The following is an 18165-nucleotide window of genomic DNA, read 5'->3' as shown; positions in this document are numbered from 1 at the left end:
GGGCATGAGATACGCGAGGCACGCCAAGACCGCGCTCGGCCTGTTCTTCACGGCGGTCATGCTGTTCCCGGTCTACTGGATGATCAACGTGTCGTTCACCAGGGACACCGACATGCGGGCCGACCCACCGCACCTGTTCCCCCTCGACGGCACGCTGGAGGGTTACCGGGCGGTCTTCGATCAGCAGCTGCCGTACCTCGGAACGTCGTTGATCGTGGGTCTCGGCACGGTGATCCTGACGCTCGTGCTGTCCGCGCCGGCCGGATTCGCCCTGGCGAAACTGCGCCCGAAGGGCGGCGGCGTGCTCAGCTTCGTCCTGCTGATCGCCCAGATGATCCCCGGAATCATCATGGCGATGGGGTTCTACGCCATCTACCTGCGACTCGGCGTCCTCAACACGATCCCCGGCCTGATCCTGGCCGACTCGACGATCGCGGTGCCGTTCGGCGTGCTGATCTTCACAGCGTTCATGTCCGGCATCCCCGACGAGCTGATCAACGCCGCGATGATCGACGGCGCGACCCGGTGGCGCACCTTCGTCTCGGTGATCCTGCCGGTGTCGCGCAACGCGATCGTCACGGTCAGCCTGTTCGCGTTCCTGTGGGCGTGGTCGGACTTCGTCTTCGCGACGACGCTCGACGGCGGCGGCGACGCCCAGCCGATCACCCTCGGCATCTACCACTACATCGGCAACAACAACCAGCAGTGGAACGCGATCATGGCGACCGCCGTGATCGCGTCGATTCCCGCGACGCTGCTGCTCATCCTGGCCCAGCGTTACGTGGCCGCCGGTGTGACCGCCGGCGCCGTCAAGGACTAGAGGAACACCATGAGCTCTGATCTCCACGGCCCCGTCGCGCCCACCCCGCAGGCGCTCGGCACCCTGTGGCCGCTGCCCGCGAACCGGGTCCGGCTCGCACCGGACGGCCTGCTCGGCGGCTGGCAGGCCCGCAACGCCGAGGCCACCCTGCCGCACTGCGTCGCCCGGCTCGACACCTACGGCAACCTGGGCAACCTGCGCCGCGTCACGGGTGACGGCGAGCCCGCGTTCAAGGGTTTCTGGTTCGCCGACACCGACGTGCACAAGACGCTCGAAGCGGCGTTCTGGTCGGGCGCCGCACCGGAGTTCGCCGCCGAGGCCGCCGCGCTGCTGGAGAAGGCCCAGGACCCGGACGGCTACCTGGACTCCTACTACCAGGACCCGGACAAGCGCGACAGGCAGTGGAACGAGCTGCACTTCAGCCACGAGATGTACACCGCCGGCCACCTGATCCAGGCCGCCGTCGCGGCCGCGCGTTCCGCGCCCGGCGATGCGGTGGCCCAGCAGGTCGTCTCGGTCGCCCGCCGTTTCGCCGACCTTCTGGTGCAGCGGTACGGAGATTCGCCGGAAACCGACGGCCATCCGGAGGTGGAGACGGCGCTCGCCGAGCTGTACCGGGTGACCGGCCATCGCCCGTATCTCGATCTCGCCGCCCGTCTGCTGGACAACCGTGGCCACGGGGTGATCGGCCCCGGCCGGTTCGGGCCGGCCTACTTCCAGGACCACCAGCCGCTGCGCGAGGCGACCGAGGTGACCGGCCACGTGGTGCGCCAGCTGTACCTGCTGGCCGGCGCGGTCGACGTGGCGGTGGAGACCCGCGACGAGACGCTGCTGGCCAAGACCGAGCAGCTGTGGGACTCGGCGCTGGACAGCCGCACCTACCTGACCGGCGGGCAGGGCTCCCGGCACCGGGACGAGGCCTACGGCGACGCCTACGAGCTGCCGCCGGACCGCGCCTACGCCGAGACGTGCGCCGCCATCGCCAGTTTCCAGCTCGCCTGGCGGCTGCTGCTGGCCACCGGCAAGGTGAAATACGCCGACGAGATGGAACGGGTGCTGCACAACGCGATCGCGGCCAGCACCGCCGTCGACGGCACGGCGTTCTTCTACTCCACCCCGCTCCAGCGGCGTACCGGCCACGACAGCGGCGACGAGAACGCGCCAGGGCACCGGCTCGACTGGTACGACTGCGCCTGCTGCCCGCCGAACCTGGCCCGGTTGATGGCGTCGCTGCACACGTACGCCGCGACCGGCGATGACACCGGCCTTCAGCTGCACCTCTACGGTTCGGGCAGGTTTGCCGCCGGTTCGCACGCCGTCGAGGTGGCCACCCGCTACCCCTGGGACGAGCAGGTCACCGTCACGATCGCGGACACCGTGGACGCGCCGTGGACGCTGTCGCTGCGGGTGCCCTCCTGGTGCGCCGACGTGCGCCTCACGATCAACGGCACCCCGGCCCCGGCCCGCGCCCAGGACGGCTACCTGCGCCTGAACCGGATCTGGCACACCGGCGACGAGGTCGTGCTCACCCTCGCCATGCCGGCCCGCCTGGTCGCCGGGCACCCGCGGGTGGACGCCGTCCGTGGCGCCGCCGCCCTGGTTCGCGGCCCGATCGTGTACTGCCTGGAACACGCCGACATGCCCGCCGACGGCACCCTGTTCGAGGACTACGAACTCGACGCCGCCGCCCCCGCGGCGGTCGCCTTCCACAGCGCCGGGCTGTCCCCGGTCACCCTCCGGGTCCGGGTTCGCGCCCGTGCCACGGAGGACACGCCGCTCTATCGCGACCTGCGCGGTGACGGCGGCTCGGCGACGGCCCTGACGGTCACCGCCATCCCCTACTTCCTGTGGGCCAACCGGGAACCCGGGCCCATGCGGGTCTGGATCCCGCTCGCCGCACAGGAGGACTAAAAATCCCCTATCACCCCCACCGAGGTGACACCGTGCGCCACCGCATCCCCGCCGCACTGTTGCTCGTCCTGGCCGGGCTGGCCGTCCCCAGCCCGGCGCAGGCCGCCGGCAACACCCTCACCGTCGACGTCGGCACCGTCGTCCGCCCGGTCACGCACGTCGCGGCCGGCGGCCTCTACGCCGTCGACACCGGCACCAAACCGCCGCTGGAACAGATGTACCCGCTGCGGCTCAACCACCTCACCCAGCCGCCGCCCGGCGTGCAGCAGCTCGGCAACGGCGCGACCACCCCGTGCTGCGACGGCCACCTGGCGGCCGGCAAGGTCACCAGCGCCGGAGCACAGCAGTTCTGGCGGCTGCCGGACATCTACAAGGACTTCCCGTACAAGTGGGTCAGCTGGACCGACTGGGAGTCCAAGGTCCGCACCATGGTCAACACCCGGCTGGCCGCCACCGGCACCACCAACGTCGACGGCTACGAGCTGTGGAACGAGCCGGACTGGACCTGGAACACCAGCGCCGCCGGCACGTTCAACGCCGGGTGGACCCGGACCCACCGGGTGATCCGCTCGCTCGACACGGTCACCCCGATCGTCGGGCCCAGCCACTCGATCTACAACCACGACTGGATGGTCAGCTTCCTCACCAACGCCCGCGACACCGCCACCCTGCCGGACGTGATCGTCTGGCACGAGCTGGACAACGACTCGTACCTCAACGTCCAGGCGCACGTCGCCGACTACCGGGCCATCGAGAGCTCGCTGGGCATCTCACCGCGGCCGATTTCGATCAATGAGTACGCGTCACCGTCGCAGGTCGACATCCCGAGCGTGGCCGTGCACTACATGGCGGTCTTCGAACGGCACGGGATCCGGTCGGCGGAACGCGCCTACTGGTACGAGGCCGGCACCCTCAACGGGCTGCTCCACAACAACGCGCCGACCAGCTCGTACTGGACCTACAAGTGGTACGGCGACATGGCCGGCAACATCGTGCGCACCACCCCCGGCTCGTGGCTGGAGGGCGTCGCCGCCTACGACGGCACCCGCAAGATCGTGAACGTGGTGTTCGGCGGCGACAGCGGCGACAACACCGTCCGGGTCACCGGCCTCGGCGCGCTCGGCACCCAGGTGCGGGCCACCGTCGTCCGTAGCGGCATCACCGGGCGGACCACCAACCAGTCGGCGCCGATCGCGGTGTCGTCGGCGACCTACACGGTGTCCGGCGGGGCGATCAGCGTCCCGGTCGCCGGCATGCACGCCTGGGACTCCTACCAGCTGCTGGTCACCCCGACCAGTGGTGTCCCGACGTGGCAGCAGCGCTATGAGGCGGAGAACGCCACGGTCGTCAACGCGAACCGGTTCTCCTCCGGGTCGGCGTCCAGCGGCGGCTACGTCGGGCAGATCGACGGCGTCGCGAACCCGCGCAACCAGTCGTTCGTCGACTTCCTGGTCAACGTGCCGGCCGCCCGTAGCTACACGATGACCATCGGATACGCCAACGCCAGCGGGGCCACCGCCACGCACGGCCTGGCCTACAACGGCGGCGCCTGGCAGACGGTCAGCTACCCGCAGACCGCGGCGTGGGGCGTGTTCGGCGCCACGGTCAGCACCTCGGTGACCCTGAAGGCCGGCTGGAACGTGATCCGCCTGGCCAAGGGCTCCCCGAACTTCGCCGGCGGCGCCGGCTACGCCGAACTCGATTACCTCAACCTCGCCTGATTCCTCGCCCTGACATGCCGGAAGCGGTGACCTCCGCGAGGGAGATCACCGCTTCCGGTGGGGTTCGTCAGTAGCCGTAGCCGCCCCTGCTTTGTCGCTGGCGGTATCGGCGGCGCGGGTCGTTCATCATCTTGCGGGTGAAGAACAGGCCACCGGCCAGGGCCGCGATCACCACCCCGGCGACCACCGGCAGGCTCACCGACGGAGTGCCGCTGCTGCTGCTGGCGTCGGCCGCGGACAGGACCGGGTTCGCCGTGGCGGTGGCGGCGGCGGCGTTCGGCGGCGGGGCGGTGGGCAGCGCCGCGAAGTCGACGATGCCACTGCTCTCCAGCAGGGTCAGGTGCGTCATCACGAACTGGTTGGCACGCTGGGCCAGCTTGCGGACCGTGTCGTTGCGGGTGCTGGTCCGGATGGTGGCGATGGCCGGGAAGATCTTGCCGTGGGCGGCGCGGAGCCGGTCGACGTAGACCTGGTCGAAGTCCTCGCCGACGTTGGCGTCCTCCATCTCCTGGAGCCAGCCCTGCTGATCCTCGTTCGGCTCGTTCGGCAGCGTGATCTTCAGCTTCTTCGCCGCGTCCCGGGTCAGCTGGTCGAGGACCTTGTGCTGCTCGGCGATGTCCGCGCCGATGCCCTTGATCCGGTTGCTCTTCGACTTGTCCTGCGCCATCTCGCCGGCCGGGATCTCCCACAGGCCGGCCAGCCGCACCTTGATCACGAAGTCCTTGTCGGCGGCGGCGAGCTTGCCCTCGCCGGTGTCCGGGACCAGGTTGGTCGGCGGGTCCGGCACGCCCGGTTCGACGGCCAGAGCCGCCTGCGGGCTGAACAGGACGAGCGCCAGGACAGCGATGAGCAACCCGGCCGCCCTGCGGGGCAAGGCGAACATGCGGACGACGGCTAGCACGTGTGCCTCCAGGGCCTGTGTGAAACCTGTGCGGAAGTTCCCGTGCCTATGACCACGGATTGCCGGGCCGATCGGATCAACTGAATTCATTAGATCTTCACAGGCGTGGGAGCGCGCCCGGTCCGGAACATGTCAGCGAGTGACCGTCCGGTGTGGAATCGTCGGGGCATGGTGAAACTCGGTGTCAGCCTTCCCCAGTTCAGTCAGTTCACCCCCGGAGCAGACGTGATCGCCGCGGCCCGGGCGATGGAGGAGATCGGCTACGACAGTCTCTGGGCCTTCGAGCGAGTGCTCGTTCCGGAGGACCAGAGCGGGGTGCACGGCCTCTACGGGGTGCCCGGGCTCGCGTGGCCGCAGATCTACCGCGGGGTGGCGGATGCCCTGGTCACGCTCACTACGGCGGCCGCCGTCACGGAGCGGATCACGCTCGGCACCGGGGTGCTCGTGGTGCCGCTGCACCTGCCGTTGCGGCTGGCCCGGGAGCTGGCGACGCTCGACGCGTTCAGCGGTGGCCGGCTGGTCGCCGGGCTGGGCATCGGCTGGTCGCCCGACGAGTTCGCGGCCGCCGCGCCGGTGCCGCTGAGCGAGCGGGGCCGGGCCCTGGACGATTTCCTGGACATCGCGGCGGCGGTCTGGGGACCGAATCCGGTCAGTTACTCCACCGGGCGGTACGAGGTGGGCGCGGCCGACATCGGCCCGAAGCCGGCCGGCCGGATCCCGGTGCTGCTGGGCGCGAGCCCCGGGGCCGACCGGGCGCTGCGCCGGCTGGTCGAGCGGGCCGACGGCTGGGTGGCCAGCGGGGTCACGCCGGAGCAGGTGACGGCGACGCTGGCCCGGCTGGGGGAGCTGGCCGGTGAGGCCGGGCGGACCACGCCGATCGGGTGCACGGTGCAGATCGGTGTCCTCGGGGTGACCGAGACGCCGGTGGAGCCGCGGCAGCCGTTCACCGCGAGCATCGACCAGCTGGCGGCCGACGTGGCGGCGTTCGCCGAGGCGGGCGCCGACCACGTGTACCTGACGCTGCCGGCCGGGATGCGGGACGTGAAGGAGCTGATCGGCCGGGCCGGGGAGCTGTACGAGGCGGTGCGCGCCGCCGGGGTCTGAGCCGTCGACGGCGCCGGCACCATCCAGGCAGTGCCGGCGCCGGTCCCGGTCAGTACACGTACGGCCAGGCCGAGGAGTCCCAGCCGAGCAGGTTGATGCCGAGCTTGGCGGCGCCCGACGAGTTGTAGTAGTGGTAGACCAGCACGTCGGCGTCGGTGTCGGTGAAGACCGCCGGGTGGCCGGGCCCGCGGATGGCGTCGTGCGAGGCCAGGATCTCGGTGCCGCCGCCCGAGGTGGTGTAGGTGCCGGCCCGGTCCCGGTACGGCCCGGTGATGCTGGTCGACCGGGCCACCATGGTGCGGTAGGTGCTGGACGCGCCCTGGCAGCAGAAGTCGAACGACATGAACAGGTAGTAGTAGCCGTTGCGGTAGTGGATGAACGGCGCCTCGACCGACTTGCTGTTCACGAACCGCTCGGCGATGTTGTACATCGTGGAGTCGGCGCGCAGGCCGGTGCCCGGGTTCAGCTTGACCATCTTGATGCCGGACCAGAACGAGCCGAAGGTCAGCCACCACTCGCCGGACGAGGTGACCGTCAGGTTCGGGTCGATGGCGTTCCAGTTGCTGCTGGTGGTCGACTCGATCACCTTGCCGACGTGGGTCCACGAGCCGGATGCGCCGGTGGTGCTGGTGGCCAGGAAGATCGCCGACTTGCTGGAGCCGAACGTCGAGGCCGAGTAGTAGAGCCAGTACTTCCCGTTGCGGTAGGACAGGTCAGGCGCCCACAGGTTGGCGCTGCCGCCGGTGTAGGAGCTGGCCCAGGACGTGCCGCTGGGGAACGCCTTGCCGGCGTCGGCGAACGCGGTGCGGTCGGCCGACGTCTTGAGGGTGATGCCGTCGCCGGTGGTGGCCAGCAGGTAGCCGCCGGTCGGGCGTTTGACGATCGCGGGGTCGTGGGCGCCGGTCGAGCCGGTCACCACCCCCGGGTTGGGGTAGGCGGCCGCGGCCGGCGCGGTGCCGGCCACGGTCAGGGCGAGGATGCCGGTCACACCGGCGGCGAGCAGTCTGCTGATGCGCATGGGGATGTCACCTTCGACTGGGGATGCGCGGTCCCGTTCGGGGAAACGGAGCCCGCGGCCGAAAGGGGCTTCGTACTCATCGGTGTCTATCCGATTACCGGTATGTTAACGATCACAACAGGTTAGTCAATAGTGGACTTCCACCTGCTCATGATCGACTGTGGTGCGTTCACAGGGTGACAAACCGCCTCAGCCCGAAAGACGCGCTGGCGGCCCGGTGTCCGGCCTGCCTCGCGGGGACAGCCACAGTGGCCCCGGTAGGCCGTACGAAATAGGTAAAAATCCGGACCGGAACGCCGAACATCCCTCGGACGGTTCGCACCGCGGGCCGCGGATCTCAGGAGTGGGACATGGGCGCGGATCGGTGGTTCGGAGTGGGACGCAGCCTGGCGGCGGACCCCGCGACAGCCGGAGCCGAGGCCTGCCGGGAAGCCCTCGGCGGGCGCCACGCCGGCCTGCTGATCGTCTTCGCGTCGCTGACCCACGCCACGATCGAGATGGCGCGAGCCGTGCACGCCGAAGCCGGCGGCGACGTCCTGATGATCGGCTGCTCGACCTCGGGCGAGTTCACCGCCGACGGCCGCGGCGCCGGCGTCGTCGTCAACGCCCTCGGCGGCTACGACGCGTCCGTGCGCGCCGTCCCCCGCGACGTCGACGACCTGTACGAAGCCGGCATCCGCGCCGCCTCCTGCCTCGACGACATCGACGCCGAGAACCGGGTCGTGCTGCTGCTCGGCGACGGCCGCAGCAGCGACCAGCAGGAGATGGTCCGCGGCGCCTACAGCGTCGCCGGCGCCCTGGTGCCGCTGGTCGGCGGCTGCGCCGGCGACAACGTCACCCAGACCGGGACGTTCCACTTCTTCAGCGACGGTACGGACGTGCAGCTCCTGCCGAACGCGGTCCTCGGCGCGGCCCTCGGGTCACCCGCCCCGTTCGGCATCGGCATCGCCCACGGCTGGCGCAAGACCGGCGAGCCGATGGTCGTCTCCCGCAGCGAGTCCGGCACCATCTTCGAACTCGACGGCGAACCCGCCCTCGACGTCTACCTGCGCCGCACCGGGGCCGACCCGGCGCTCGCCGACGACCCGGCCGCCTTCCTGAACTTCGCCACCGTCCGGCCGCTCGGCCTGGCCCGCCGCACCGGCGAGGACATCCGGGTGATCTTCGCGGCCGACCCGGCCACCCGGTCCATCTCCGGGCTCGCCGACACCCCCGAAGGCGCGATGGTCTGGTTCATGGAGGCCGACGGCGAACGGATCGTCGACGCCGCCTCGGCCGCCGCGGTCGAAGCCGTCACCGGTCTTCCTTCGGAAGCCCTCGGACTTCTGGTCTTCGACTGTTGCGTACGGTCGATCGCGCTCGGCCCCGACGCCACCGACCTCGCCACGTCCCGCCTGCACGACGCGATCAAGCCGATCCCGTACGGCGGGTTCTACTCCAACGGCGAGATCGTCCGCAGACCGCAGGCCAAAGGCATGCACCACCTGACCGTCGTCGCGCTCGCCCTCGGCTGAGGTCATGTCCGGCTGGTCCACCCTGCAACTCACCGAGTTCTTCAGCGCGATCACCCGCGCCGGAACCGTGTCCACCGCCACCCGGCTCGCCGTCCAGCGCGCCACCGAGGCCACCGAAGCCGAAGTGGCCGCAGTGATCTGCGACGACGAGGTGCCCGCGTCGGTAGGTCTCGGCCGTGCCCCCGCGCCGTCGCTGTTCACCAGCCTCGAAACCGGCTGCGACGAGGCGACCTTCCCCGGCGCCGGGACCATGCACGTCACCGTGCACGTCCTGGACCGGGACGCGCCCACCGCCGACCGCCTGGTCATCGCCCGCGCCGACGAGCCGTTCGCGGCCGAGGAACGGCAGATGCTCCAGGGCATGGCCCGGGTCCTCGGGCTGGCCCTGCGCGGCCTGCGCACCCTGGAGGCGGAACGCCGGCTGCGTCTCGAACAAGAACGGGAGGCAGCCGCCCGGCAGGAACTGGTGGAAGCCCTGGAACGCCGGGAACACCTGCTGGAGACCCTGCTCAGCGTCCAGCGTTCGGCCGGGCAACGGCCCCTCGCCGAAGTCCTCGACATGATCACCTCAGGCGCGGCCGGCCTGCTCGACGGGGTGACGGTGGCGCTGGTCCTGCGCGGCGCGGTCGCCTCGGTCAGCGGCGCCCTGTGCGAGGGCCTGACCTTCGCAGCCGATCGCGCGGTGACCGCCGGCGCCCCGGTGACCTGCGACGACCTGGAGGCCGCCCCGGTGCACATCAACGGCGACGTGGCCGGGGCCCTGGTCATCGCCGTGCCTGCCGTCGTCGATTCCGGCGCCGGCTCCGGGGTGCGCCGGGACGTGCTCGCCGCGTTCGCCGAACAGGCCAGCCTCGCCCTGACCGGCGCGCACACCCTCGCCGCCGTGCACGAGGCCCAGCACGACCCGCTGACCCGCCTGCCCAACCGGGCCCTGTTCCTGCACCGCGTCGAGGAGACCATCACCGACGGCACGGCCGCCCTGCTCTACCTCGACCTGGACCTGTTCAAACAGGTCAACGACACCCTCGGCCACGCCGCCGGCGACGAACTGCTGCGCGCCGTGGCCGGCCGCCTGCGTGCCGCCGTCCGCGACACCGACATGCCGGCCCGCCTGGGCGGCGACGAGTTCGCGGTCCTGCTGGAGCCGCTCACCCACCGGGGCCAGGCCCGCGACATCGCCCAGCGGGTGATCGACTCGATCGCCCGCCCGTACGACATCGCCGGCCGCACCGTCGTCACCCGGGCCAGCGTGGGCGTCGCCTACAGCGGAGGCCGCTCCGCCGAACGCCTCCTGGAAGAGGCCGACCTGGCCATGTACCGGGCGAAGAAGACCCGAAAAGGCACCTACCAGGAGTTCGAGCCGGAGATGCGAGCCGGGCTGTCCCAGGCGTGCTGACCGAGCCGGTGGCTGCGGAAGAACTTCCAGATCAGGGGGGTCGCGTCGAGCACGCTCGGCACGTCCGAGTCCGGGTTCGGGGTGGTGCTCGGCCAGTCGTGGCCCAGGCCGTCGATCCGGTAGTGCTGCACCGGCGCGGCGCAGTGCTTCCAGGTGTAACGGGTCACCGTGGCGAGCGGCGTCGACGTCGCCGGGGTGGGGGCGCACCTGTTCCGGGTCGCCCAGCCGGCCAGCCAGGACTGGATCGGGGGCAGGCTCTTGGCGGCGCTGCCGTCGTACGGGATCGTGGTGTCGGCCGAACCATGGATCTCCAGAACCGGGACCGGACGGCGTGGCTCGCAGACGCCGCCCTGCGGGTAGAAGGCGCCACTGACCTGGGCCGACGCGGCGATCCGGCCGGACAGGCGGCAGGCCAGCACGCCCGCGAAGCCGCCGCCGTTCGACTTGCCGGAGACGTAGATCCGGGCCGGGTCGGCGCACAGCCGGCGCTGGAGCTGGTTCAGCAGGTCGCTGGTGAACAGCACGTCGTCCACACCCGACGAGTAGGGCGCGCCCTGGAACGACGGTTCGCCGTCGTTGCCGATCGTGCCCTGCGGGTAGGCGACGATCGCGTCCAGCTGGTCCATCTGAGTGAGTTCCTGCTGGTACTCGCTGGTGCGGGTGCGCCCGTGGAAGGCCAGCACGACCGGCGTCGGCTGCCATCTGTGGTAGCCGGACGGGATGTGCAGCAGATAGGTGCGGGTGATGCCGCCGCTCACGACGGTCTGGGTGGTCGTCGGCGCCGGGGCCGGCCGGCCGCAGCCGGTGGTCAGGACCGGCCGGTCGACGACACCTGTCCGCGCCGCCGAGGCGGGCTGACCCGCGACCACGGTCAGCAGCATCAGGACGGCGGCCGGGATCGCAACTCTTCGTCCGAACATGGGCGGTGGGCTCCTCTCATCGCTGGGTGACGCCCATCACTGTGCTCGGAGTCCGATCGATGGCTGCCGTTGTGTTCATTCTGTAAACGTTCCGAAACAAACCGGCGCGTCTGCCGTACGCAGAAATGTTTTGCCCTGATCTGAGCCGATGGGACGCTCGGGCGGTGACCACCTTCGCGTTGCAGGCGCAGCCTGCGGATGCCGCCTCCTGGCTGGAGCTCGCCCGCCGTGCCGAAGCCGCCGGATTCGACACCCTCCAGGCCGCCGACCATCCCGGATCCTGCGCCGCACCCTACGTCGCCCTCGCCGCGGCGGCCGCCGTGACCAGCCGCATCACCCTCGGCGCCTACGTCGCGAACGCCGGCATCCGCGAACCGCTCCTGCTCGCCGCCGACATCGCCACCCTCGACGTCGTCTCCGGCGGACGCGCCCGCGCCGGCCTCGGCGCCGGCCACACACCCGCCGAATGGCTCGCGGTCGGCCGCGAACGCCCGGACGTCCAGGCCCGCGTCGACCGCTGCCTGGCCGTCGCCGAAGCGGTCCGCGCCCTCCTCGACGGCGAGACCGTCACCGTGCACACCCCGCAACTCGACGTCCGCGACGCCCGGCTCGACAAACCGCGGCCCGTCCAGGACCGGGTCCCGCTGCTGCTCGGCACGTCGAACGCGCGGATGCTGCGCTGGGCCGGCGCGCACGCCGACATCATCGGCATGTCCGGGCTCGGCCGCACCCTCGCCGACGGTCACCAGCACGACGTCCGCTGGCGTCCCGACCAGATCGACGCCCAGATCGAGCACGTCCGTCAGGGAGTCGCGGGCCGCACCTCGCCGCCTCCGCAGCTCGAGGCACTGGTCCAGGTCATGACCGTCACCGACGATGCGGAATCGGTCGCCGCTCCGCTCGCTACCGAGTTCGGCATGTCCGTTTCTGATCTCCTTGCCGCCCCGTATGTCCTGATCGGCACCGCGGCCGAGATCCGGGCGAGCATCGAACGCCACGAGAAGCGGTGGGGGATCACCCGCTACGCGGTCCGTACCCCCGCCTTCGACGCCGTCGAGGCACTTGGCCTGCTCTGACGCCAGGTCCGATTTTCGCTAGCGCCCGGCCGCGAGACACGCTTGGCTTTCTTTCATGACCCCCGATTCGGTACGCCCATCGCGCGCCGCCATCGCCGCGGCAACGGTCACGGTCGTCCTGTGGGCGTCCGCGTTCGTCGGCATCCGCGCCGCGGCCCCGCACTTCTCCCCGGGCTCACTGGCTCTGGGGCGGCTGCTCGCCGGCGCCGTCGCTCTGCTGATCTTCCTGGCGATCAGCCGTCAAGGCCTCCCGCCGCGCGCCGCCTGGCCGGGAATCATCATCTCCGGGGTGATCTGGTTCGGCCTCTACATGGTCGCCCTCAACTGGGGCGAACAGCTGGTGGACGCCGGCACCGCCGCGATGCTCGTCAACGTCGGCCCGGCGATCATGGCCCTACTGGCGGGCTGGCTGCTGCACGAGGGTTTCCCGCCCCGGCTGCTCGCCGGAATCGTCGTCTCCTTCGCCGGCACGGTCGTCGTCGGCCTGTCCATGTCCGGCGGCGGCCACACGTCGGTCCTCGGTGTCGTGTTGTGCCTGGTGGCGGCGTTCACCTACGCGGCCGGAGTGGTCGCCCAGAAGCCCGCCCTGAAACACGCCACCGCCCTGCAGGCCACCACGTTCGGTTGTGTGATCGGCGCGCTCGCCTGCCTGCCGTTCGCCGGCCGGCTCATCTCGGACGTGGCCGCCGCCCCGCTGCCGGCCACCCTCAACGTCGTCTACCTGGGCGTGTTCCCGACCGCGATTGCGTTCACCACCTGGGCGTACGCGCTGGCCCGCACCACCGCCGGCCGGATGGGCTCCACGACCTACGCCGTCCCGGCCGTGGTGGTCCTGATGTCCTGGCTGATCCTCAGCGAGATCCCGGGCTGGCTGACGTTGCTGGGCGGCGCGCTGTGCCTGGCCGGCGTGGCCGTCTCCCGCAGCCGCCCCGCCCCGGCCCGCGCCCCGGCCTCCTCCCGCTAGTCGCTCCACCCACCCGGACCCCGGCAGACCTCGGCTCGCTTCGCCTCGCCTCGCCGAGACCGCCAGCCGTCGCTGACGGCGGTTATCGGCCGTTCTTGACCGCCGTGAGCGACGGCTGGCGGTCTTGGCCGTCGCTGACGGCGGTTTTCGGGTGTGTTTGACATGCGTGAGCGACGGCTGGCGGTCTCGGCCGTCGCTGACGGCGGTTTTCGGGCGCTCGTGACCTGTGTGAGCGACGGCTGGGGATGTTCGGAGGGGGCCTGTGTGAGATCGGGGGCGGGGTGGATGCCTTTTGCGCTGGGCGGGGCGGGTAGCCGTACCGCTAAAGAAGATTTGAGCGGAGGTTGTGCAGGACGTCGGGGTACAGGCGGGTTTTGATCGTGCCGAGCGTCGGGCCGGCCTTGCCGGCCTGCGACTGCGCGAGGGCGATCGCGGTCGGGAGGACCGATTCGGCCGGGACGGCCTGGTCGACGATGTGGCGTTCGGCGGCCTCCTGGCCGCCGTACCGGCGGGCGGTGACCATCGCCTCGTGCGCGGTCTGCGGCGTGAGACGGGCCTGGATCAGCGCGCTCATGCCGGGGGTGAAGGGCAGGTTGATGTCCGCCTCCGGCAGACACCAGAAGCCGCGGTCGGCGCGCATCACCCGCAGGTCGTGGGCGAGCGACACCATGGCGCCTCCGGCGAACACGTGGCCGGGCATGGCGGCGACGGTCACCATGGGCAGGGTCAACAGGCGGGCGAGCAGCTCCTGTACGGAAGAGATGTACGCACCCTGCTGGTCGGCGTGGGACACGAGCCAGTCGAGGTCGAGCCCCAGGCTGTAGTGCTTTCCGGTGGCGGTGGTCACGAGCGCGGCCGGGGACGGCGCTTTCTCGATCTCGTCGAGCAGGCCGTTGACGGCGGCGATCAGGTCGGGGTGCAGGCGGTTCTCGGTGTCGCCGAGGTCGAGGACATAGACGTCCTCGTGGCGGTCCAGGGTCGGCATGGCAGGCCTCCTTAGTTACTCATGGGTAACATAGCGGACCGGCCCCGGTTCGTCGATGGCCACGCTCTTCGGCACAATGGGAGGGTTGGTTCGGCGGTGGCAACCCTCAGGAGGCACGGTGGCACTTCAGGAACGGCCGGAGAAGTGCGTGGTGGCCGTCGACGGCCCCTCCGGATCCGGCAAATCCACCGTGTCCCGGCGCCTGGCCAGCGCGGTCGACGGCGTCTACCTCGACACCGGGGCGATGTACCGGGCCGTCACCTGGGCCGTGCTCCAGGGCGGCGCCGACCTGACCGACCCGGACGCGATCGCCAAGATCGCGCTGGAGACTGAGCTGTCGATCGGCACCGATCCGTCCGCCCCGCACTTCGCCGCCAACGGCACCAACGTCGACGCGCCGATCCGTGGCCCCGAGGTCACCGGCGCCGTCTCCGCGGTCGCCGCGGTCCCGGCCGTCCGCAAGCACCTGGTCGCCCTCCAGCAGGCCATCGTCGCCGGCCACCCGCGCATCATCGTCGAGGGCCGCGACATCGCCTCCGTGGTCGCCCCCGACGCCGACCTCAAGGTTTACCTCACCGCGTCCGCTGCCGCCCGCGCCGCCCGGCGCAGCGCCGAGGACGCCACCGACGTCGCCGCCACCGAAGCCGACCTGGCCCGCCGCGACAAGCTCGACTCCAGCCGCGCCGTCGACCCCCTCAAGCAGGCGTCCGACGCCGTCGAGGTCGACACCACCGGCATGGGCATCGACGACGTCGTCGCCCACCTCCTGCATCTGCTGAACAGCAAGGTAAGTAAGTGACTGAACTTCCCGCCGGCCTCGATCTCAACGACTTCGAGGGCGGGTTCGACTTCTCCGGTCCCGACTCCTCCGACTCGTCCGCCGAGGAATACGCCGGCCCCGTCCCCGTCGTAGCCGTCGTCGGACGGCCCAACGTCGGCAAGTCGACGCTGGTCAACCGCATCATCGGCCGCCGCCAGGCAGTCGTCGAGGACAAACCGGGCGTGACCCGCGACCGTGTCCCCTACGACGCCCAGTGGAGCGGCCGCCGGTTCACCGTCGTCGACACCGGCGGCTGGGAACCGGACGCCAAGGACCGCGCCGCCGCCATCGCCGCGCAGGCCGAGATCGCCGTGCAGACCGCCGACGTGGTCATCTTCGTCGTCGACGTCTCAGTCGGCGCCACCGATGTCGACGAGGCCGCCGTCAAGATGCTGCGCCGCAGCCACAAACCGGTCATCCTGGTCGCCAACAAGGCCGACAACCAGAACCTCGAACTCGAGGCCGTGCACCTGTGGTCGCTCGGCCTCGGTGAGCCGCACCCGATCTCCGCCCTGCACGGCCGCGGATCCGGCGACCTGCTCGACGACATCCTCAACGCCCTGCCGCCGACCCCGCCGGTCGTCGAGGGCGGCCCGCGCGGCCCCCGCCGGGTGGCACTGGTCGGCCGGCCGAACGTCGGCAAGTCCAGCCTCCTCAACCGCGTCGCGAAGGAGGAGCGCGCCGTCGTCGACTCGGTCGCCGGCACCACAGTCGACCCGGTCGACAGCCTGGTCGAGATGGACGACGAGGTCTGGCAGTTCGTCGACACCGCCGGCCTGCGCAAGCGCGTCCACCAGGCGTCCGGCACCGAGTACTACGCGTCCCTGCGTACCGCCGGCGCGGTCGAAGCGGCCGAGGTAGCGGTCGTACTGCTGGACTCCGGCGAGGTGATCAGCGAGCAGGACCAGCGCGTGATCACCCAGGTCATCGAGGCCGGCCGGGCCCTGGTGATCGCCTTCAACAAGTGGGACCTGGTCGACGCCGACCGCCGGTTCTACCTGGACAAGGAGATCGACCGCGACCTCAAGCGAGTCACATGGGCGGTCCGGGTCAACATCTCGGCCAAGACCGGCCGCGCCGTCGACAAGCTGGCGCCCGCCATCCGTCGCGCGCTGGCCTCATGGGAGACCCGCGTGCCGACCGGGGCCCTCAACCAGTGGCTCACCGCGCTGACCCAGGCCACACCCCACCCGGTGCGCGGTGGGCGGGCTCCGCGCGTGCTGTTCGCTACTCAGGCCGGGGTGGCTCCGCCGCGGTTCGTGCTGTTCACGACCGGGCCGTTCGACGCCGGCTACCTGCGGTTCATCGAGCGCAAGCTGCGGGAGGAGTTCGGCTTCGAGGGCACACCGATCGAGGTGTCGGTGAAGCCGCGGAAGAAGACCGGGCCGGGGGGTCGCGGAAAAGCCCACGGGTGAGGTTGGTAGTCTGTAGGAGATGTCGCGCGGGGTTAAGGCTTCGGGCGGGATCGGGCTGTAGCGCAGCTTGGTAGCGCACTTGACTGGGGGTCAAGGGGTCGCAGGTTCAAATCCTGTCAGCCCGACCGATCAAGAAAGGCCGTTGACCTAGGTATATTACCTGGTCAACGGCCTTTCTCGTTACCGCGCTTGATCCTCAAATTCCTACTTGGATGGGTGTATCTGGGGACCGTTTAGGGACCAGACGACACATCCGTGGACTCCTTGACTGCCGTTTCGCCTGTTCAGACAGCACGCAGTCGGGGGCCGTCGAGGGAGCCCGGGGCACGGAGGTGGGCACTCAGCGCGTCTCCCGCTGCGTCGATCGAGCGCTGATCCGGGTGCAGGTACCGCTGTGTAGTGCTGAGCGATCCATGCCCGGCGATCTCGCGCAGCACGTGCACCTTGACACCGGCGTCGGCCATCCACGTCAGTCCGGTGTGCCGCAAGTCGTGGCGGCGTAGGTGCTCGTACCCCAGCGCGGTCACCACCTCGTCCCAGTGCGTGGCGTCGCGCAGTACCGCGGTGCTGATCCGGCCGCCACGCGGCCCGGTGAACAGCCGTGTGTCCGGGCCGGACGCAGAGTCCAGCCGCTCGGCGACCATCGGCCGGACCTCTTCGATGATCGGCACCTTGCGGGCGCGCTTGCCCTTGGTGCCCTTGTCGATCAGGCCACCCGGTCCGGGCGTGGTCTGCCGCCGCACGGTCCAGGTCCACGTCCGCCGGTCGATGTCGCCGGCGCGGACGCCGGACACCTCGCCGATGCGGGCCGCGGTGCACCCGGCGAACATGACGACGTGTCCCCATCCGGTGAAGTGGCCGTGTGACCGGGCCACCAGCGCATCTGCGAGGGAGGTCAACGCCTCCCAGTCCGGTAGCGCGAGCGACCGCGGATCGTCCAACTCGTCCTCGGCCTGCTGGTACGCGCGTTGCCAGCCTCTCACCCGCGCGACATTGCGATCAACCAAACCGTCCCGCACGGCCTGTTCAAGCACTCTGACCAGCATGGCAAGGGTGTTTTTCAGGCTCTCCGGTCGTATGTGTGGGTGGTTTGAGGGGTTTAGACAGGCGCACGCCGTTGCAGGCCTTAGGTTCCGGTTTGTCGAGACAGGATCCGAAGGCGGGGGCAACGGCGTGCGTTCTGTAAGGGTATGGGGTGAACTGCTGCGTATCGAGGAAGCAGTCGTCGAGTCAGTACGCGTCGAGGCCGGCGAGATCGTGGTCACGGTCCGGCCACACGCTCGGACCACGCGCCGGTGCGGGGTCTGCGGGCGCCGGGCGCCCGGCTTCGACCAGGGCCACGGCCGACGGCGGTGGCGCACGTTCGACGTCGGTACCCGCCGGGCATACCTGGAAGCGGCCGCGCCGCGGGTACGGTGCCGCGTGCACGCCGTCGTGGTCGCCCGGCTGCCCTGGGCCCGGCACGGCGCCGGGCACACCCGCGGCTTCGACGACCTGGTCGCCTGGTTCGCAACCCGGATGTCCAAGACCGCGGTCGCCCGCTACCTACGGCTGGGCTGGGACACCGTCGGACAGATCATCGCCCGGGTCATGGCCGACG

The 18165-nt window shown here is 70.7% G+C and carries 15 protein-coding genes, 1 tRNA gene and 1 pseudogene; 12 read left to right on the top strand and 5 right to left on the bottom strand.

The annotated features are described in order from the left end of the window. The first annotated feature begins 4 nt into the window (after positions 1-4). Genes AB0E94_RS31280 through AB0E94_RS31270 form a run of 3 tightly spaced genes read left to right on the top strand, consistent with a single transcriptional unit; the run spans position 5 to position 4452 of the window. Positions 5-820: a carbohydrate ABC transporter permease gene (locus AB0E94_RS31280; protein ID WP_360333508.1), complete on the top strand. Its 816-nt coding sequence runs from the start codon at positions 5-7 to the stop codon at positions 818-820. Between the two features lie 9 nt (positions 821-829). Next, positions 830-2731 (top strand): beta-L-arabinofuranosidase domain-containing protein, encoded by a 1902-nt coding sequence (locus AB0E94_RS31275; protein WP_360333505.1) that lies wholly within the window; start codon positions 830-832, stop codon positions 2729-2731. Between the two features lie 32 nt (positions 2732-2763). Continuing rightward, positions 2764-4452 carry a hypothetical protein gene (locus AB0E94_RS31270; RefSeq protein WP_360333502.1) on the top strand — a complete coding sequence of 563 codons (1689 nt, stop codon included), beginning with the start codon at positions 2764-2766 and terminating at the stop codon, positions 4450-4452. 67 nt (positions 4453-4519) lie between these two features. Here the strand turns inward: AB0E94_RS31270 and AB0E94_RS31265 are convergent, their stop codons facing one another. Further along, positions 4520-5335, bottom strand: a complete 816-nt coding sequence (locus AB0E94_RS31265) for a DUF4142 domain-containing protein (RefSeq protein WP_360333499.1) — start codon at positions 5333-5335, stop codon at positions 4520-4522. A gap of 186 nt (positions 5336-5521) precedes the next feature. Between AB0E94_RS31265 and AB0E94_RS31260 the strand changes: the two genes are divergently transcribed. After that, a complete protein-coding gene (locus tag AB0E94_RS31260) occupies positions 5522-6457 on the top strand; it encodes a TIGR03619 family F420-dependent LLM class oxidoreductase (RefSeq protein WP_360333496.1) in 936 nt (311 codons plus the stop codon). Positions 6458-6506: 49 nt separating this feature from the next. Here AB0E94_RS31260 and AB0E94_RS31255 read toward each other — a convergent pair whose 3' ends face one another. After that, positions 6507-7475 (bottom strand): arabinan endo-1,5-alpha-L-arabinosidase, encoded by a 969-nt coding sequence (locus tag AB0E94_RS31255; RefSeq protein WP_360333493.1) that lies wholly within the window; start codon positions 7473-7475, stop codon positions 6507-6509. 350 nt (positions 7476-7825) lie between these two features. Between AB0E94_RS31255 and AB0E94_RS31250 the strand changes: the two genes are divergently transcribed. Together AB0E94_RS31250 and AB0E94_RS31245 are read left to right on the top strand one after the other, a co-directional pair. Continuing rightward, complete coding sequence (locus AB0E94_RS31250; protein WP_360333490.1) at positions 7826-8989, top strand: FIST N-terminal domain-containing protein; 1164 nt, start codon at positions 7826-7828, stop codon at positions 8987-8989. Between the two features lie 4 nt (positions 8990-8993). After that, a complete protein-coding gene (locus tag AB0E94_RS31245; RefSeq protein WP_360333487.1) occupies positions 8994-10385 on the top strand; it encodes a GGDEF domain-containing protein in 1392 nt (463 codons plus the stop codon). On the opposite strand, the gene AB0E94_RS31240 is transcribed toward AB0E94_RS31245, so the two are convergent. Continuing rightward, complete coding sequence (locus AB0E94_RS31240; protein ID WP_360333484.1) at positions 10334-11305, bottom strand: ferulic acid esterase; 972 nt, start codon at positions 11303-11305, stop codon at positions 10334-10336. The genes AB0E94_RS31245 and AB0E94_RS31240 overlap by 52 nt on opposite strands. 164 nt (positions 11306-11469) lie before the next feature. Here AB0E94_RS31240 and AB0E94_RS31235 point away from each other — a divergent pair, with 164 nt between their 5' ends. Together AB0E94_RS31235 and AB0E94_RS31230 are read left to right on the top strand one after the other, a co-directional pair. Next, positions 11470-12381 (top strand): LLM class flavin-dependent oxidoreductase, encoded by a 912-nt coding sequence (locus AB0E94_RS31235; RefSeq protein ID WP_360333481.1) that lies wholly within the window; start codon positions 11470-11472, stop codon positions 12379-12381. A 55-nt stretch (positions 12382-12436) separates the two neighbouring features. After that, on the top strand, positions 12437-13345 hold the full coding sequence (locus AB0E94_RS31230) for a DMT family transporter (RefSeq protein WP_360333478.1): 909 nt from the start codon (positions 12437-12439) through the stop codon (positions 13343-13345). Positions 13346-13667: 322 nt separating this feature from the next. On the opposite strand, the gene AB0E94_RS31225 is transcribed toward AB0E94_RS31230, so the two are convergent. After that, complete coding sequence (locus AB0E94_RS31225; RefSeq protein ID WP_360333475.1) at positions 13668-14330, bottom strand: enoyl-CoA hydratase-related protein; 663 nt, start codon at positions 14328-14330, stop codon at positions 13668-13670. A gap of 118 nt (positions 14331-14448) precedes the next feature. Here AB0E94_RS31225 and cmk point away from each other — a divergent pair, with 118 nt between their 5' ends. The 3 genes from cmk to AB0E94_RS31210 all read left to right on the top strand — a co-directional run bounded on the left by cmk (position 14449) and on the right by AB0E94_RS31210 (position 16690). After that, on the top strand, positions 14449-15129 hold the full coding sequence (gene cmk / locus AB0E94_RS31220; protein WP_360333472.1) for a (d)CMP kinase: 681 nt from the start codon (positions 14449-14451) through the stop codon (positions 15127-15129). Then, a complete protein-coding gene (gene der, locus AB0E94_RS31215) occupies positions 15126-16565 on the top strand; it encodes a ribosome biogenesis GTPase Der (RefSeq protein ID WP_360333469.1) in 1440 nt (479 codons plus the stop codon). Before cmk ends, der begins: the two co-directional genes overlap by 4 nt. 51 nt (positions 16566-16616) lie before the next feature. Beyond that, positions 16617-16690 (top strand) — tRNA-Pro (locus AB0E94_RS31210). Between the two features lie 159 nt (positions 16691-16849). Here AB0E94_RS31210 and AB0E94_RS31205 read toward each other — a convergent pair. Then, positions 16850-17632 (bottom strand): annotated as a pseudogene (locus AB0E94_RS31205) (tyrosine-type recombinase/integrase); the annotation flags it as partial. Between the two features lie 106 nt (positions 17633-17738). Here AB0E94_RS31205 and AB0E94_RS31200 point away from each other — a divergent pair. Beyond that, on the top strand, positions 17739-18165 hold a 427-nt coding region (locus tag AB0E94_RS31200), incomplete at its 3' end, for a helix-turn-helix domain-containing protein (RefSeq protein WP_360333466.1).

The organism is Actinoplanes sp. NPDC026670 (assembly GCF_040638175.1).
Lineage (GTDB): Bacteria > Actinomycetota > Actinomycetes > Mycobacteriales > Micromonosporaceae > Actinoplanes.
This window is presented reverse-complemented; position numbering and strand designations above follow the sequence as displayed.

Bases quoted from the DNA above. Each gene is read 5' to 3' on its own strand.
- AB0E94_RS31280 (WP_360333508.1), top strand. From the start codon at position 5: ATGAGATACGCGAGGCACGCCAAGACCGCGCTCGGCCTGTTCTTCACG.
- AB0E94_RS31275 (WP_360333505.1), top strand. From the start codon at position 830: ATGAGCTCTGATCTCCACGGCCCCGTCGCGCCCACCCCGCAGGCGCTC.
- AB0E94_RS31265 (WP_360333499.1), bottom strand. From the start codon at position 5,335: ATGTTCGCCTTGCCCCGCAGGGCGGCCGGGTTGCTCATCGCTGTCCTG.
- AB0E94_RS31260 (WP_360333496.1), top strand. From the start codon at position 5,522: ATGGTGAAACTCGGTGTCAGCCTTCCCCAGTTCAGTCAGTTCACCCCC.
- AB0E94_RS31255 (WP_360333493.1), bottom strand. From the start codon at position 7,475: ATGCGCATCAGCAGACTGCTCGCCGCCGGTGTGACCGGCATCCTCGCC.
- AB0E94_RS31250 (WP_360333490.1), top strand. From the start codon at position 7,826: ATGGGCGCGGATCGGTGGTTCGGAGTGGGACGCAGCCTGGCGGCGGAC.
- AB0E94_RS31245 (WP_360333487.1), top strand. From the start codon at position 8,994: ATGTCCGGCTGGTCCACCCTGCAACTCACCGAGTTCTTCAGCGCGATC.
- AB0E94_RS31240 (WP_360333484.1), bottom strand. From the start codon at position 11,305: ATGTTCGGACGAAGAGTTGCGATCCCGGCCGCCGTCCTGATGCTGCTG.
- AB0E94_RS31230 (WP_360333478.1), top strand. From the start codon at position 12,437: ATGACCCCCGATTCGGTACGCCCATCGCGCGCCGCCATCGCCGCGGCA.
- AB0E94_RS31225 (WP_360333475.1), bottom strand. From the start codon at position 14,330: ATGCCGACCCTGGACCGCCACGAGGACGTCTATGTCCTCGACCTCGGC.